The organism is Xanthomonas sp. NCPPB 2250 (genome assembly GCF_056725265.1).
The window spans coordinates 4,262,871-4,276,634 of sequence record NZ_CM161520.1 but is presented as its reverse complement, the minus strand read 5'-3'; the positions used below and the strand labels follow the sequence as shown (position 1 = coordinate 4,276,634).

General features: G+C 67.4%; 12 protein-coding genes. 5 read left to right on the top strand and 7 right to left on the bottom strand.

What is annotated here, in order from left to right; translation table 11 throughout:
- Positions 1 to 143: 143 nt before the first annotated feature.
- The 6 genes from AC1PMG_RS17380 to ahpC all read right to left on the bottom strand — a co-directional run bounded on the left by AC1PMG_RS17380 (position 144) and on the right by ahpC (position 5,986).
- Positions 144 to 713 carry a type 1 glutamine amidotransferase family protein gene (locus tag AC1PMG_RS17380; RefSeq protein WP_481109670.1) on the bottom strand — a complete coding sequence of 190 codons (570 nt, stop codon included), beginning with the start codon at positions 711 to 713 and terminating at the stop codon, positions 144 to 146.
- A gap of 289 nt (positions 714 to 1,002) precedes the next feature.
- A complete protein-coding gene (tal, locus tag AC1PMG_RS17375; protein ID WP_481109669.1) occupies positions 1,003 to 1,971 on the bottom strand; it encodes a transaldolase in 969 nt (322 codons plus the stop codon).
- A gap of 46 nt (positions 1,972 to 2,017) precedes the next feature.
- Positions 2,018 to 2,449 (bottom strand): nucleoside diphosphate kinase regulator, encoded by a 432-nt coding sequence (gene rnk / locus AC1PMG_RS17370; RefSeq protein WP_481109668.1) that lies wholly within the window; start codon positions 2,447 to 2,449, stop codon positions 2,018 to 2,020.
- Positions 2,450 to 2,559: 110 nt separating this feature from the next.
- Complete coding sequence (locus AC1PMG_RS17365; protein WP_017911310.1) at positions 2,560 to 3,513, bottom strand: LysR substrate-binding domain-containing protein; 954 nt, start codon at positions 3,511 to 3,513, stop codon at positions 2,560 to 2,562.
- Between the two features lie 151 nt (positions 3,514 to 3,664).
- Positions 3,665 to 5,257, bottom strand: a complete 1,593-nt coding sequence (gene ahpF, locus AC1PMG_RS17360) for an alkyl hydroperoxide reductase subunit F (protein WP_481109667.1) — start codon at positions 5,255 to 5,257, stop codon at positions 3,665 to 3,667.
- 162 nt (positions 5,258 to 5,419) lie between these two features.
- Positions 5,420 to 5,986 (bottom strand): alkyl hydroperoxide reductase subunit C, encoded by a 567-nt coding sequence (ahpC, locus tag AC1PMG_RS17355; RefSeq protein WP_010341941.1) that lies wholly within the window; start codon positions 5,984 to 5,986, stop codon positions 5,420 to 5,422.
- A gap of 239 nt (positions 5,987 to 6,225) precedes the next feature.
- Here ahpC and prmC point away from each other — a divergent pair, with 239 nt between their 5' ends.
- From prmC to pip, 5 genes are all read left to right on the top strand, one after another.
- Positions 6,226 to 7,059 (top strand): peptide chain release factor N(5)-glutamine methyltransferase, encoded by an 834-nt coding sequence (gene prmC, locus AC1PMG_RS17350; RefSeq protein WP_481109666.1) that lies wholly within the window; start codon positions 6,226 to 6,228, stop codon positions 7,057 to 7,059.
- Positions 7,060 to 7,116: 57 nt separating this feature from the next.
- On the top strand, positions 7,117 to 7,899 hold the full coding sequence (locus AC1PMG_RS17345) for a hypothetical protein (RefSeq protein WP_481109665.1): 783 nt from the start codon (positions 7,117 to 7,119) through the stop codon (positions 7,897 to 7,899).
- 296 nt (positions 7,900 to 8,195) lie between these two features.
- Entirely contained in the window at positions 8,196 to 9,041 is an 846-nt protein-coding gene (locus tag AC1PMG_RS17340; RefSeq protein WP_481109664.1) for a hypothetical protein, read from the top strand.
- Complete coding sequence (locus AC1PMG_RS17335) at positions 9,038 to 11,398, top strand: lipase family protein (RefSeq protein ID WP_481109663.1); 2,361 nt, start codon at positions 9,038 to 9,040, stop codon at positions 11,396 to 11,398. Before AC1PMG_RS17340 ends, AC1PMG_RS17335 begins: the two co-directional genes overlap by 4 nt.
- A 119-nt stretch (positions 11,399 to 11,517) precedes the next feature.
- Positions 11,518 to 12,459: a prolyl aminopeptidase gene (gene pip / locus AC1PMG_RS17330; RefSeq protein WP_342073844.1), complete on the top strand. Its 942-nt coding sequence runs from the start codon at positions 11,518 to 11,520 to the stop codon at positions 12,457 to 12,459.
- Positions 12,460 to 12,532: 73 nt separating this feature from the next.
- Here the strand turns inward: pip and AC1PMG_RS17325 are convergent, their stop codons facing one another.
- A complete protein-coding gene (locus AC1PMG_RS17325; RefSeq protein WP_481109662.1) occupies positions 12,533 to 13,423 on the bottom strand; it encodes a transglutaminase-like domain-containing protein in 891 nt (296 codons plus the stop codon).
- Between the last annotated feature and the right edge of the window lie 341 nt (positions 13,424 to 13,764).

The window sequence follows — 13,764 nt, the reverse complement described above, 5'->3', positions numbered from 1 at the left end:
CTGGGGAACCTGGGAGCGCGGCGCCCGAGTCATGGGGCAACCGCGACGCCGCGCTCAGCCGCCGATGGCGTACTTCACGGCGTGACGACAAGTGTAGTCATGCGTTGCCGCCGCCGTCTGCATGACAGGTGGCACTGGTCGCGCTAGACGAACTCGGCCGCGAACATCTGCCGCATCTGCGCGATCTGCTCCTCGCGTTCGGGGTGCAGCAGGCGCAGGCATTCCTCGGCGAAGCTGACCGGGCTGGTGCCGGGGGCGGTGATCAGCCCACCGGCGCTGACCACGCGGCGTTCCTGGTAATACGCGCTGCCGGCATAGACGCCGGCGTGCTCGCGCAGGAAGGCTTCGGAATTGCTGGTGTGCGGACGGGTATCAAGCAGGCCGGCGTAGGCCAGCGCCAGGGTCGCACCGCAGATTGCCGCGACGCCGCGGCCAGCCTCCAGGCGCTGCTGCAGCAGTGCGCTCAGTCCTGGAATCTCGCCGGCCTGCCAGCGATCGCTGCCGGGCAGCAGCCACAGGTCGGCGTCCACTGGCGCCAGGTCCGACAGCGCATAGGTGGGGTGCAGCTCCAGGCCGCCGATCGAGGTGATGGGCTTGCCGTCGATGCTGGCGATCTGGATCGTGTCGCCGAACCAGGCCCGCGCCGCCGGCAGGATGGTGCCGATCTCCCAGTCCGCCACGCCGTCCACCATCACCACTGCGATCGTTGCCATTGCCTTGCCTCTGCACTCGGGCGCGCAGCATAGCCCGGGAAAAGTTGTGGCCGCGCCAACGCGGTGTCGAAAGCGCCGCAGGTGATGTCCGCCGCACCTACGTCTGTTTTCGGCGTTTGTGGGCGCGTGCGCCTTCGCGCTCGCGCAGTGCGACTGCGTGCAGACGTCATCGAATCGATCGGGAGACGCAGAGAAACGGGGACTCGCTTTTCCCGATTCCCCATTCCCGTTTCCCTATTCCCGGCACCCCAAGCGCAGCGTCACCGCGCTTGGGGTGCAGGCACAACACTCAGCCGATCAGCTTGTGCCGGATCGTGTCGCGCAGGGCCTGCAAGTCCTTGGCGAAGGTGTCGATGCCGCCGGCCAGCTTCTCGGTGGCCATCGGGTCGGCGGCCAGGTCGGCGGCGAAGCGCTTGGCGTCGATCGGCTCGATCTTGGCGCCGTCGGCCTGGCCGGGGGAGAGCTTGCGCGGCAGCGGGCCGTGGTCGGCGTCGAGCTTCTCCAGCAGGTCCGGCGAGATGGTCAGGCGGTCGCAGCCGGCCAGCGCCTCGATCTGCGCGGTGGAACGGAACGAGGCGCCCATGACCACAGTCTGCGAACCGCGGCGCTTGAACTCGTCGTACACGCCGCGCACGAACTGCACGCCCGGATCCTCGTCGATGGTCGCCGGGGTCTGGCCCTTGGCCACGTACCAGTCGAGGATGCGGCCGACGAACGGCGAGATCAGGAACACCCCGGCCTCCGCGCAGGCCAGCGCCTGGGTGCGGTTGAAGATCAGGGTCAGGTTGCAGTCGATGCCGTCCTGCTGCAGCTGCCGCGCCGCCTCGATGCCTTCCCAGGTCGCGGCGACCTTGATCAGGATGCGGTCCTTGGGGATGCCGCGCTCGGCGTACATGGCGATGAACTTGTGCGCCTTGGCGATGGTGGCGGCGGTGTCGTGGGCCAGGTCGGCATCCACCTCGGTGGACACGCGGCCGGGCACCAGCGCGCTGAGCTTGGCGCCGACGCCGATGGTCAGGCGGTCGGCGATCTCGTCGACCAGGGCGGCATGGTCGCCGTCCTGGCCGCGCGCCCAGGCCAGCGCCTCGTCGATCAGGTCGGCGTAGACCGGCAGGTCCAGCGCCTTCTTCACCAGGGTCGGATTGGTGGTGCAGTCCACCGGCTTGAGCCGCTTGATCGCGTCATAGTCGCCGGTATCGGCCACGACCACGGACAACTCGCGCAACTGGGCGAGCTTGGAGGGGGCGGAAGAGGTCATCGGTATCTCTCGGAAACGAGTGGGGACAAGGATAGGGCCGCGCACGTTAACGCGCTGCGGGCGCGTCGTCGTCGTCGGTGCGCTGCACCGCGGTCACGCGCAGGCGCAGCGGGCGTCCGCCGGGCGCCTGCCAGTCGATGGACTGGCCCACGGCCAGGCCGAGCAGGGCGCTGCCGACCGGGGCCAGCACCGAGATGCGCGCATGCGCGGCATCGGCTTCGTGCGGATAGACCAGGGTCAGCTGATGGCGTTCGCCGTGCAGTTCGTCTTCGCACTCCACGCGGGAATGCATGGTGACGATGCCGGGGGGAATCTGGTCGGGCGCCATCACGGTGGCGCGGTCGAGTTCTGCGCCCAGCGCTTGCGCGGCCGGGTGCTGGTGCAAGGCAGGGGAGTCGAGCAGGGCTTCCAGGCGCGCGAGGTCGCGGCTCGAGACGATCAACGATGGCGGCAGGCCGCTGTGGTGTTGCGAGGTCATGGACAGGCTCCGGTTGGATGGCACAACGAACGGGGGCGGCACCGCGCCGCCCCCGTTCCCATTGTGCAAGCAAGCCGGCGCCGATGCGACGCCGCGGCCGGTCGGCCTGTTCAGGCCACCTGGCGCGGCGCCTGGTCCGGCAGCGACGCCTGCGCCGGCAGCGTGAACAGCTCCTCGGGCAGTGCACCGAACAGGTGCGCCAGTTGCTGCAGGAACGCACCCATCGCCGAACTGCGCCGCCACAGCATGGCGATGCGCCGGCTCGGCCCGCCGTCGGGCGCGAACGGCAGCAGGCGCAGGTTCGGCGGGTTGGCCACCGGCGGCTGCACCGCCAGCAGCGGCAGCAGGGTCACGCCGACGTTGGCGGCGACCATCTGCCGCAGCGTCTCCAGGCTGGTGGCCTGGAACTCGGCCTTCTCCAGCGCGCCGGACAGGTGGCACACGTCCAGCGCCTGGTCGCGCAGGCAGTGCCCGTCCTCGAGCAGCAGCAGGCGTTGCGCGTGCAGTTCGTCCATGGTCAGCGGGGTCGGCCGCCGCGCCAGCGGATGCTGCTCGGGCACCGCCAGCACGAACGGTTCCTCGAATAGGAATTCGGCATGCAATTGCTCGTCGTGCAGCGGCAGCGCCAGCAGCGCCGCGTCCAGCCGGCCCTCGCGCAGGCGGGTCAGCAACACGTCGCTCTTCTCTTCGATCAGCAGCAGTTCCAGCTGCGGGAAGCGCGCGCGGATGCGCGGGATCACATGCGGCAGCAGATACGGGCCGAGCGTGGGGAAGATGCCCAGGCGCACGGTGCCGGCTTCCGGATCCTGGCTGCGCCGCGCCGCCTCCTTCATCTGCTCGATCTCGGCGACGATGCCGCGCGCCCGGCTGGCGGCCTCGCGCCCGGCCGGGGTCAGCATGACCTTGCGCGGCGCGCGCTCCACCAGCGGCACGCCCAGTTCGTCCTCGAGCTTCTTGATCTGCGTGGACAGCGTCGGCTGGCTGACGAAGCAGGCCGCGGCGGCGCGCCCGAAATGCTTGTGATCGGCCAGCGCCACCAGGTATTTCAGATCACGCAGGTTCATCAGCGGGTTCCTCGGAACGCAGCGGCGGGAGGTGACGCAGGGTCACAGCATAGAGCGTGTGGCGCGCATGGCGGCGAGACAGATGGGCGCGCGCGGTGGAGGCCGCACGCCCTGGTCCCGCGCCGGCGAAGCGGCGCGGGACGGGTGCGCGTCAGGCCGCTTCGGCCACGCTGCCGCTGGCGACCGGTGCGCTGTGCCGGATCAGGTGGTCGAACGCGCTCAGCGCCGCCTTGGAACCTTCGCCCATGGCGATGATGATCTGCTTGTACGGCACCGTGGTCGCGTCGCCGGCGGCGAACACGCCGGGCAGCGAGGTCTGGCCGCGGTCGTCGACCACGATCTCGCCGCGCGGCGACAGCGCCACCGTGCCCTGCAGCCACTCGGTGTTCGGCAGCAGCCCGATCTGCACGAAGATGCCTTCCAGCGCCACGCGATGCACATCGCCGCCGACGCGGTCCTTGTAGACCAGGCCGGTGACCTTCTGGCCGTCGCCGAGCACCTCGGTGCTCTGCGCGTTGACCAGGATGTCGACGTTGCCCAGGCTGCGCAGCTTGCGCTGCAGGACTTCGTCGGCGCGCAGCTTGCTGTCGAACTCGACCAGGGTGACATGGCTGACGATGCCGGCCAGGTCGATCGCCGCTTCCACGCCGGAGTTGCCGCCGCCGATCACCGCCACGCGCTTGCCCTTGAACAGCGGGCCGTCGCAGTGCGGGCAATAGGCCACGCCCTTGTTGCGATACTGGTCTTCGCCGGGCACGTTCATCTGCCGCCAGCGCGCGCCGGTGGACAGGATCACGGTGCGGCTCTTCAGCGATGCGCCGTTGGCCAGCTTGACCTCGACCAGGCCGTCGGCGCCGGCCGGCACCAGCTGTTCGGCGCGCTGCAGGTTCATGATGTCCACGTCGTACTGGCGCACGTGCTGCTCCAGCGCCGCGGCCATCTTCGGGCCTTCGGTCTCCTGCACGGAGATGAAGTTCTCGATCGCCATGGTGTCCAGCACCTGGCCGCCGAAGCGCTCGGCTGCCACGCCGGTGCGGATGCCCTTGCGCGCAGCGTAGATCGCCGCCGCCGCGCCGGCCGGACCGCCGCCGACCACCAGCACGTCGAACGGCGCCTTGGCCGCGATCGCCGCCGCATCGCGCTTGGCCGCGCCGGTGTCCAGCCGGGCCACGATCTGCTCCAGGGTCATGCGGCCTTGGTCGAAGACTTCGCCGTTAAGGTAGACGGTGGGCACCGACATGATCTGCCGCGCCTCGACCTCGTCCTGGAACAGCGCACCGTCGATCGCCACGTGCTGGATGTTCGGGTTCAGTACCGCAGCCAGGTTCAGCGCCTGCACCACGTCCGGGCAGTTCTGGCAGGACAGCGAGAAGTAGGTTTCGAAGCGGTACTCGCCGGGCAGGTTGCGCACCTGCTCGATCAGCTCGGCGGTGGCCTTGGACGGGTGGCCGCCGACCTGCAGCAGCGCCAGCACCAGCGAGGTGAACTCGTGGCCCATCGGCAGGCCGGCGAAGCGCAGGTGGATGTCCTGGCCGGGGCTGTTCAGCGCGAACGAGGGCGCGCGCTCGCCGCTGTCGCGGTGCACGTCCAACGTGATCTTGTCCGACAGCAGCACCAGGTCCTCGAGCAGGTCGAGCATCTCGCGCGACTTGGCGCCATCGTCCACCGATGCGGTGATGTGGATGGGCCGGACGACCCGCTCCAGGTAGGCCTTCAACTGGGTTTTCAGATCGGCATCCAACATGGCGGACTCCTGACGTTGGGCAAAGCGAGGGGGAGGCACGCTGCCGGGGCAGCGCGCTGCGAAGAGGGGAGGAGGGATGAACCGCAGCCGGCGCCGGCGCGCGATGCCGGCTGCGGTTCACCCCCACCCCCGCCGCAAGGCGGAGATGGGAGCGCGGGCGGCTTAGATCTTGCCGACCAGGTCCAGCGACGGCTTCAGGGTCTTCTCGCCTTCCTTCCACTTGGCCGGGCACACCTCGCCCGGGTGCGAGGCGACGAACTGCGCGGCCTTGAGCTTGCGCAGGGTCTCGGTGACGTCGCGGGCGATGGCGTTGTCGTGGATCTCGAGGGTCTTGATCACGCCTTCCGGGTTGATCACGAAGGTGCCGCGCAGGGCCAGGCCTTCTTCTTCGATGTGCACGCCGAAGGCGCGGGTCAGCTGGTGGGTCGGGTCGCCGACCAGCGGGAACTGGGCCTTGCCCACCGCCGGGGAGGTCTCGTGCCACACCTTGTGCGAGAAATGGGTGTCGGTGGTGACGATGTAGACCTCGGCGCCGATCTTCTGGAACTCGGCGTAATGCTCGGCGGCGTCTTCCACTTCGGTCGGGCAGTTGAAGGTGAAGGCGGCCGGCATGAAGATCAGCACCGACCACTTGCCCTTCAGGTCCGCGTCGGTGACTTCGATGAATTCGCCATTGCGGTAGGCGTTGGCCTTGAACGGCTGGACCTGGGTGTTGATCAAAGACGACATGGAGTTTCCTCGTGGTTGCAATAGGGGTCGGGGGATGGAACGAGGCTCATGATAGGGGGCGCCGATAGATCCCTCAAATCGATTGATGGAATTGAATAGATAGGTTTCCTCTATCGATTCCCAAGCCTGGCTCTTTGCTGCACTGCCGCGCGAATGCGCATCAGCCGCCCAGGGCGCATGGGCGTCGGTCCGTTCTACCACGTTGGCTTTTCCAGACTCGCTGCGTCATCGTGACAGCGATGAATGCGCCTACTCCCGAATCCCTGCTGCGCGACGCCTGCACCCAGGTCGAGCGCGGCGATGCCGAAGCCTTGCTGCTGCACGCCCTGCAACGCGACCGCGCGTGGCTGTTCGCGCACGCCCGCGATCCGCTGCCCGATGGCGTGGTCGCCGGGTTCCAGGCGCTGCTCGCCCGCCGTGTACAGGGCGAGCCGGTGGCCTACCTGACCGGTCGCCGTGGCTTCTGGACCCTGGACCTGGCGGTCGGGCCGGCCACGCTGATCCCGCGCGCGGATACCGAGCGGCTGGTGGAACTGGCCCTGGAGCGGCTGGACACGACGCCGGGCCGGCGCGTCGCCGACCTCGGCACCGGCAGCGGCGCAATCGCCCTGGCCCTGGCCAGCGAGCGCCCGCAGGCGCAGGTGACGGCCACCGACCTCAGTACAGCCGCCCTGGCGGTCGCGCAGGCCAATGCGCACGCGCACGGCCTGGGCAACGTCGCCTTCGTCCATGGTGCCTGGCTGGCGCCGCTGGCCGGCCAGCGCTTCGATCTGATCGCCAGCAACCCGCCGTATATCGCCGCCGGCGATCCGCACCTGCAGCAGGGCGACCTGCGCTACGAACCGGCCAGCGCGCTGGCGTCCGGCCCCGATGGGCTGGACGACCTGCGCCGGATCGTCGCCGATGCGCCGGCGCATCTGCTGCCCGGCGGCTGGCTGCTGCTGGAACACGGCTGGGACCAGGGCGCGGCGGTGCGCGCGCTGCTGGAGGCAGCCGGCTTCGCCGAGGCGGCGACCCACCAGGACCTGGAAGCGCGCGATCGGGTCACGCTGGGGCGCCAGCCGCTGGCCTGACCCGCCGGCGCCGGGGTATGGTGCGTGGGTAACGATGCCGGACATGGATGACCCGCAATGTTCACCCTCAGTCGCCTTTCGAATGCGATGCGCGTACCGCCCACGCCCGCCGTGGCACAGACGGGTGCGCGGCATGCCGAGGGTGCGTGGATCCCTGCCGGTGTGACCGCTCGTCGCAGGCCCCGTCTCAGAATCCTGCGCGCACTCGCTGTCGCTGCCATCCTCGTGGCTGGCGCGGGCTGCTCCAACGGCATCGACGTCGGCAACGATGGCGCAACCGGGTATCTGAATCCGCACCCGGCCAAACGCTACGAGGTCATCGCCACGTCCCATGCGCCGGGGCCGTGGGATGCGTTCGAGGGCGCTTACATCGGATACGACGTCGTCAATAAGAAGTGCGTTCCGATGATCCCCTTCATTGGTCAACAGCAAGTCCCCAATACCGGACTCGACGTTCCGATGACCCGCGTAGACGACCATACGTGGAAGGGGTATTTCTACCGTGATGCGCTGCAGGATGAGGATTACTTCAAGCTTGGGGTGTGCCATTGGGACGTCACGAGCGTGAGCGCCAGTGCGATTGCTCAGGGCCTAAGGTTTGCGTGGAGCGGCTCTATGGAGAAGATTCTGCGCGAAGGTGGAGGGACCAGGTATTTCAAGAAGGTCGCGCATGGGGATAAGTCCCTGGTCCCTTACGGGGCACAGGATTTCGATCCTGCTGATCCTGAAGTGCTACAGCATCCGGACGCGTATTTCTCTGTCACCCTCGCTGTCAGGGAGGCCCAGCCGTGTAGGGGATTGATCAAGCGGTTGCCGATGCGGCCAACGACGCGTATGTGAATCGTCCTCGAAGCGATATCGCTGCAAGAAGCAGGTGCATTCAGGTGAGAGGCGCTACTGGGTTCTCGGCTTTTCCAGTGGCTCAGCTACAGGCTTCCAGTCAGTTATGTAACCAGTACCTGGCGCTGCCGCATGCCGGTATCAGAGCCCGATGGCGATTCATCAGGAAAATCCGGGCCATGGATGTGGGTCAGGATCTCACTTGTACCCTTTGCGCGATGGGCAGTGGCGACATGGTTTCCAGCGAGTAAGATCGCAGTCGCAACTTGGAGTCTTGATAAAGGAGAGGTGGCGCGATGAGCGACGAAAAGAGCACGTACAGCGACAATCCCTATCGTCCACGCGCCCGCACGATGCGCGATGCGCAACTCCTGCGCGACATGGGCAGCATCAATGCGGACGTCTACGCCAGGCTCGGCGCGCTGCCGCGTGGCGGGGTGCCGATTGCGCCCTGGCGCAAGCCGAGACTGCCATTGCCACCAGACCCCACTGCCGCGCTGCCTGCGGCCTATCCCCCCGAGGACGATACGATGAAACTGCACCACCTGGCCGCTGCCGCCATTATGCCCCTGGCCGCGACCGCCGCCGGTTGTTCGAAAGGTATCGATGTTGGCAACGACGGTGCGACCGGGCATCTGAATCCGCATCCGATCAAGCGCTACGAGGTCATCGCCACGTCAAATGCGCCGGGACCGTGGGATTCTTTCAAGGGTGCTTACATTGGATATGACGTCATCAATAAGAATTGTGTGCCGATGATGCCAGTTCTTGGCGAGCAGCATGTGCCTAACACCGGGCTCGATATTCCTATGGTCCAGGTGGATGACCACACATGGAAGGGATATTTTTATCGCGATGCCCTGCTGGATGAAGATTATTTCAATCTCGGGGTTTGCCACTGGGATGTGACAAGTGTGGGTGTTAGCGCGATTGGCAAGGGTGTGAAATTCGGTTGGGGAGGGTTGTTGGAAAAAATCTTGCGCGAGGGTGGTGGGAAAAGCTATTTCAAGAATAGTTCTTATGGGGATCCTGCTTTGGTTCCCTATGGTGCGCTAGAGTTCCAGTCTGACGATCCCGAGGTTCTTAAAGACCCTGATGCTTATTTCCCAGTGACGATCACTGTTAAGGAAGTCAAGTCATGAAAGTCATTGATCAAGCGTTAGCTGATGCAAGTAATGACTCGTATGCCAACCGATCACAGCGTGATGTGGGCGATAACAATAGATATGTTTCTCTAGATGGCCAGGGTTATAAGATATTTGGCTATGCCAGTGATCCGGCTACCGGCTTTCACGCAACTGCGTATCAAAGCGTTGCGTCGCCTCACAATGTTATTGTCGCGTACCGAGGTACTGATCCTGGTCTATTTTCAGGTAAGAGTGTTTCGGAAAAAGCGGACCACGCGTTGACGACGCTGCAGGACATCGCCGTCGATGCAAAGATGGTGCGAGATACCGTCAACGCGCAGAAGTCTGCGGCCGACGCGTTTACAGCGCAGATGATCGCCAAAGCGGCTGCGCAGGGCATCCCGAAAACCCAGATATTCGCTGCCGGCCACTCCCTGGGCGGCGCATTGGCGGAACTCCAGGCCGCCAAATATGGCCTGCGCGGTGCCACCTACAACGGCTTCGGCGCGGCGGACATGATCGATGGCCCGCCGCAGCCGGGCTTCCAGCTCACCAACTACCGCATGGCCGGCGACGTGGTGAGCGCGGCCAGTCCGCATGTCGGCAAGGTGGTGTCGCTGGCCAGCGAAGAGGACATCCAGAGCCTGCGGGCCGGCCGCTACCTGGATGCGCCGCCCGGGTCGGCGCCGCCAAACGCGCTGATCGCGATGCGGCTGAGCGACCACGGCGGCCAGCAGCACTTCAGCAGCGACAGTCCGGACAATATCCTGCAACCCCAGCGTTTCCAGGAAGCGACGCAGCGCTACGCGGCGAACAAGGACGCCATCGACCGCTTCGGCAGCGATGTGTCCTTCGCACGCGCCGAACTGTCCGAGTCGCTGCGGCAGATGCGCGGGAACGACGGGCAGGGCCAACTGTCGCCGAATCTGCGGCGGCAACTCAACGAGTACCTCGTGCTCAACGCCGATCCCGCCATTCGCGACACCATCGCGCGTGGCGCGCCCGTGCGCGGGATTGCCGACGGCCTGCAACACGGTGCCGATGCCGTGCGCGCCGGCGGTCGCTACGTGCAAGCGCTGGACGAACGTATCGCGATCGTGGCGCGGGAGGGCGGGCGCCTTACCGCGCCCTTCATCCCGGTTGCGCCGCTGGCTGGACATGTGGTGGGCGAAGCCGCCCGTCTGCACGGTCAAGGTGCGGATGCGGCGGCGCGGTGGGTGGGCGGCGGGCTGGAATCGGCCAAAGGCGCCGTGGAGCGAGGCGCGCATGCGGCTGCCGACGCCGTGGTGGAGCGGATCCATGATCCTCGCTTCCAGGCGGGCGTGGCCAACGTCGCCAATCACATCGTCGATGCCTACGATGGCGCGCGGGTCGCGGCGCAAACCGCCACGCAGACGTATCAGCTCGGCAAGCAGGCGGTCTCCGATGGGATCGACCGGGCCGAACGTGCGGTGGCGCAAACCTACGACGCAACCAAGCACGTGGTGACCGAAGGCGCCCAGCAGGTCGGTCGTGCCGCCACCCAGACCTACGACGCCGCGAAGCATGTGGTGACTGAAGGCGCGGAGCAGGTTGGGCGCGCGGCCACTCAAACCTACGGTGCGGCGAAGCACGTGGTCATAAACGGTGTGGAGCATGTCGAGCGCACTGTCACGCAGACCTACGACGCGTCCAAACACGTAGTGACCGAAGGCGTTGCGCAAGCTGGACGTGCGGCCACCAGTGCCTATGATGCGGCGAAGCAAGCGGCCGACAGCGCCGCGCGGGTTGGTACGCACGCGTACGAAGCCGCAAGACAGACCGCCACGCAGGGCATCGATGCCGCCAAGCACGCGGCGGGCAAGGCCTACGACACGCTGACCCATCCCGGGCAGTGGTTCCAGCGCAGCGCGCCGGCCGCCGCGCCCGCGCAGCCGCAGGCGCCAGCAGCGGCGCATCCGCATGGGGCGGCGGCGACGCCTGCCTCCGGAGCCCACATGGCACCGTCGGCCGCACAAACCTATGAGCGTGCGCAGACCCTGGGTGCGCTGTCTGCGTCCGATCAGGCCATGTTCGCGCGCATCCGCAAGGACGTGCCGGCGCAGATCGGCGATGCGCATGTCGCGCAGGCGATGCTCGGCGCCAAGCAGGCCGGCATCGCCAGCGCCGACAAGATCGACCGGGTGCAGATGGCCGGCGACACGCTGTGGGTGTCCGGCACCACGCCGGGCTTCCGCGCCGCCACGGACGTGGCGCAGGCCGCTGCACCGATGCACGAGACGGTGCAGCAGGCGCAGGCGTTCAACCAGCAGCGCGCGCAGCACCTGGCCATGGAAGCGCAGCAGCGGTTGCAGGACGCCCCTGGCGGCAGAGGCGCGCCGGCGATCGGTTGATCCCGACCCCGGTTGGCCGATCGGCGCTGCACCAGGTCCGTTCGCGGCCGGCCGTTGCTGGTCAGCGCCGCTCAAGTGGCGCGCATGGGTAGAATCGCGGTTTTCCTGCAGGAGTCGCCATGCGCACGCTGTATCCCGAGATCGAGCCGTTCGACAGCGGCATGTTGCCGGTGGACGCACGGCATACCCTGTCCTACGAACAGTGCGGCAATCCGCACGGCAAGCCAGTGGTGTTGCTGCATGGCGGTCCCGGCGGCGGCTGCAACGCCAAGATGCGCCGCTTCCACGATCCGGCCAAGTACCGCATCGTGCTGTTCGACCAGCGCGGCTCCGGCCGTTCCACGCCGCATGCCGATCTGGTCGACAACACCACCTGGGACCTGGTCGCCGACATCGAGCGGCTGCGCACGCACCTGGGCATCGACCGCTGGCAGGTGTTCGGCGGCAGCTGGGGCTCGACCCTGGCGCTGGCCTACGCGCAGACGCATCCGGAGCGCGTCACCGAGTTGGTGCTGCGCGGCATCTTCATGCTGCGTCGCTGGGAACTGGAGTGGTTCTACCAGGAAGGCGCCAGCCGCCTGTTCCCGGACGCGTGGGAGCACTACGTCGCGGCGATTCCGCCGGTGGAGCGCGCCGACCTGATCTCGGCTTTCCACCGGCGCCTGACCAGCGACGACGAGGCCACCCGCCTGGCCGCGGCCAAGGCCTGGAGCGTGTGGGAAGGCGCGACCAGCTTCCTGCACGTGGATGCCGATTTCGTCGACAGCCACGAGGACCCGCACTTCGCGCTGGCCTTCGCCCGCATCGAGAACCACTACTTCGTCAACGGCGGTTTCTTCGAGGTCGAGGACCAGTTGCTGCGCGACGCGCACCGCATCGCCGACATCCCGGGGGTGATCGTGCACGGTCGCTACGATGTGGTCTGTCCGCTGGCCAACGCCTGGGACCTGGCCAAGGCCTGGCCGAAGGCGACGCTGCAGATCACCCCGGCCTCCGGCCATTCCGCGTTCGAGCCGGAGAACGTCGACGCGCTGGTGCGCGCGACCGACGGCTTCGCCTGAGTTCGCGCAGGGCTGCGTCGCGGGTTCACGGAACGACGGTGCTGCGCATGGCGGCACCGTCCACTGCAATGACTCAGCAGGCCAGCGCGTCGCCCGGTTCGCATCCGGCGGCGGTGATGGCACCGGCCTCCGCGGAGGGGCGCGTGTCGAGCTGTGCCTGCATGGTCTCGTCGGTCCACACCACGAACGATTCGAGCACGTTGTCGCCGAAGGTGGTGCTGATCGCCACGTCGGCGGCGTCGCGGCCGCGCGCGATCAGCACCCGGCCGATGCGCGGCAGGTTGTGGCGTGCATCGAAGGTGTACCAGCGCCCGTCGAGGAAGGCCTCGAACCAGCCGGAAAAATCCATCGGTTCGTCCGAGACCGGGACGCCGATGTCGCCCAGATAGCCGGTGCAGTAGCGCGCCGGGATGTTCATGCAGCGGCACAGCGCGATGGCCGCATGCGCGAAGTCGCGGCACACGCCGCGCCCTTCCTGCAGCGCCTGCGCGGCGCTCTTGGTGGCGCAGGCATGGGCATAGCCGAAGGCGATGCGCGTATGCACGTAGTCGCAGATCGCCTGTACCCGTGCCCAGCCTGGCGGAGTGCCGCCGAACAGCTCCCAGGCCATGCCACTGAGCAGGTCGGTCTCGCAGTAGCGGCTGCCGAGCAGGTACACCAGGGTGTCGTCGGGCAACGCGTCCACCGGGGTCTGTGCCGCGTCGTAGCGGTACTGGTCCGGCAGCCCGCTGTCGCGCACCACCGCGTCGGCACGCAGGGTCAGCGCGCCGGCAGGCGCGTGCAGGCGCGTGCAGCGGTTGCCGAAGCCATCGCGATAACGGTGCAACGGCAGCGCCGGCACGCTGTGCAAGGCGGTGGCGGCAACGATGTCGTCGCGGCGACTGTCGTGGATGTCCAGCATCGCCAGCATCGGCGTCGCCTGCGCGAAACGGTAGCGGATCTCGTAACCGAGGCGGATGAGCATGTGGGGTCCGATGCGGGGCGGGTTTCCGGCGCGGACCGGTCAAGCCCGAGCGTGCGCATGCCGCGCTCAGCTTGGCGTGAAGACCGGCACCACGTGCTTCAGCATGCTGAGCGGCGCTGCGGGCAGTGCAAGGCAGACGCCTGATGCGGCAATCAAGGCATTGCGTAGTGCACGCGCGACGCATGCCAAGCCGTTGCCGCGGTGCCGGCAACGCAGTGCCGGCGCCACTGCCGGTCGCGAACGGCTTGGCGCGGCGCGAAGATACGTTGTCGATCGCGGGCACGCGGTGGGGCTGGTGAGGGACCGCAGGGCTCTCCCTGGTCTCGCACACGTCTGTACCT

Coding starts and splice junctions, on each gene's coding strand:
- ahpF (WP_481109667.1), bottom strand. CDS start 5,257: ATGTTGGATGCCGATCTGAAAACCCAGTTGAAGGCCTACCTGGAGCGG.
- AC1PMG_RS17340 (WP_481109664.1), top strand. CDS start 8,196: ATGAGCGACGAAAAGAGCACGTACAGCGACAATCCCTATCGTCCACGC.
- AC1PMG_RS17345 (WP_481109665.1), top strand. CDS start 7,117: ATGTTCACCCTCAGTCGCCTTTCGAATGCGATGCGCGTACCGCCCACG.
- rnk (WP_481109668.1), bottom strand. CDS start 2,449: ATGACCTCGCAACACCACAGCGGCCTGCCGCCATCGTTGATCGTCTCG.
- prmC (WP_481109666.1), top strand. CDS start 6,226: ATGAATGCGCCTACTCCCGAATCCCTGCTGCGCGACGCCTGCACCCAG.
- tal (WP_481109669.1), bottom strand. CDS start 1,971: ATGACCTCTTCCGCCCCCTCCAAGCTCGCCCAGTTGCGCGAGTTGTCC.
- AC1PMG_RS17365 (WP_017911310.1), bottom strand. CDS start 3,513: ATGAACCTGCGTGATCTGAAATACCTGGTGGCGCTGGCCGATCACAAG.
- ahpC (WP_010341941.1), bottom strand. CDS start 5,986: ATGTCGTCTTTGATCAACACCCAGGTCCAGCCGTTCAAGGCCAACGCC.
- AC1PMG_RS17335 (WP_481109663.1), top strand. CDS start 9,038: ATGAAAGTCATTGATCAAGCGTTAGCTGATGCAAGTAATGACTCGTAT.
- AC1PMG_RS17325 (WP_481109662.1), bottom strand. CDS start 13,423: ATGCTCATCCGCCTCGGTTACGAGATCCGCTACCGTTTCGCGCAGGCG.
- AC1PMG_RS17380 (WP_481109670.1), bottom strand. CDS start 713: ATGGCAACGATCGCAGTGGTGATGGTGGACGGCGTGGCGGACTGGGAG.
- pip (WP_342073844.1), top strand. CDS start 11,518: ATGCGCACGCTGTATCCCGAGATCGAGCCGTTCGACAGCGGCATGTTG.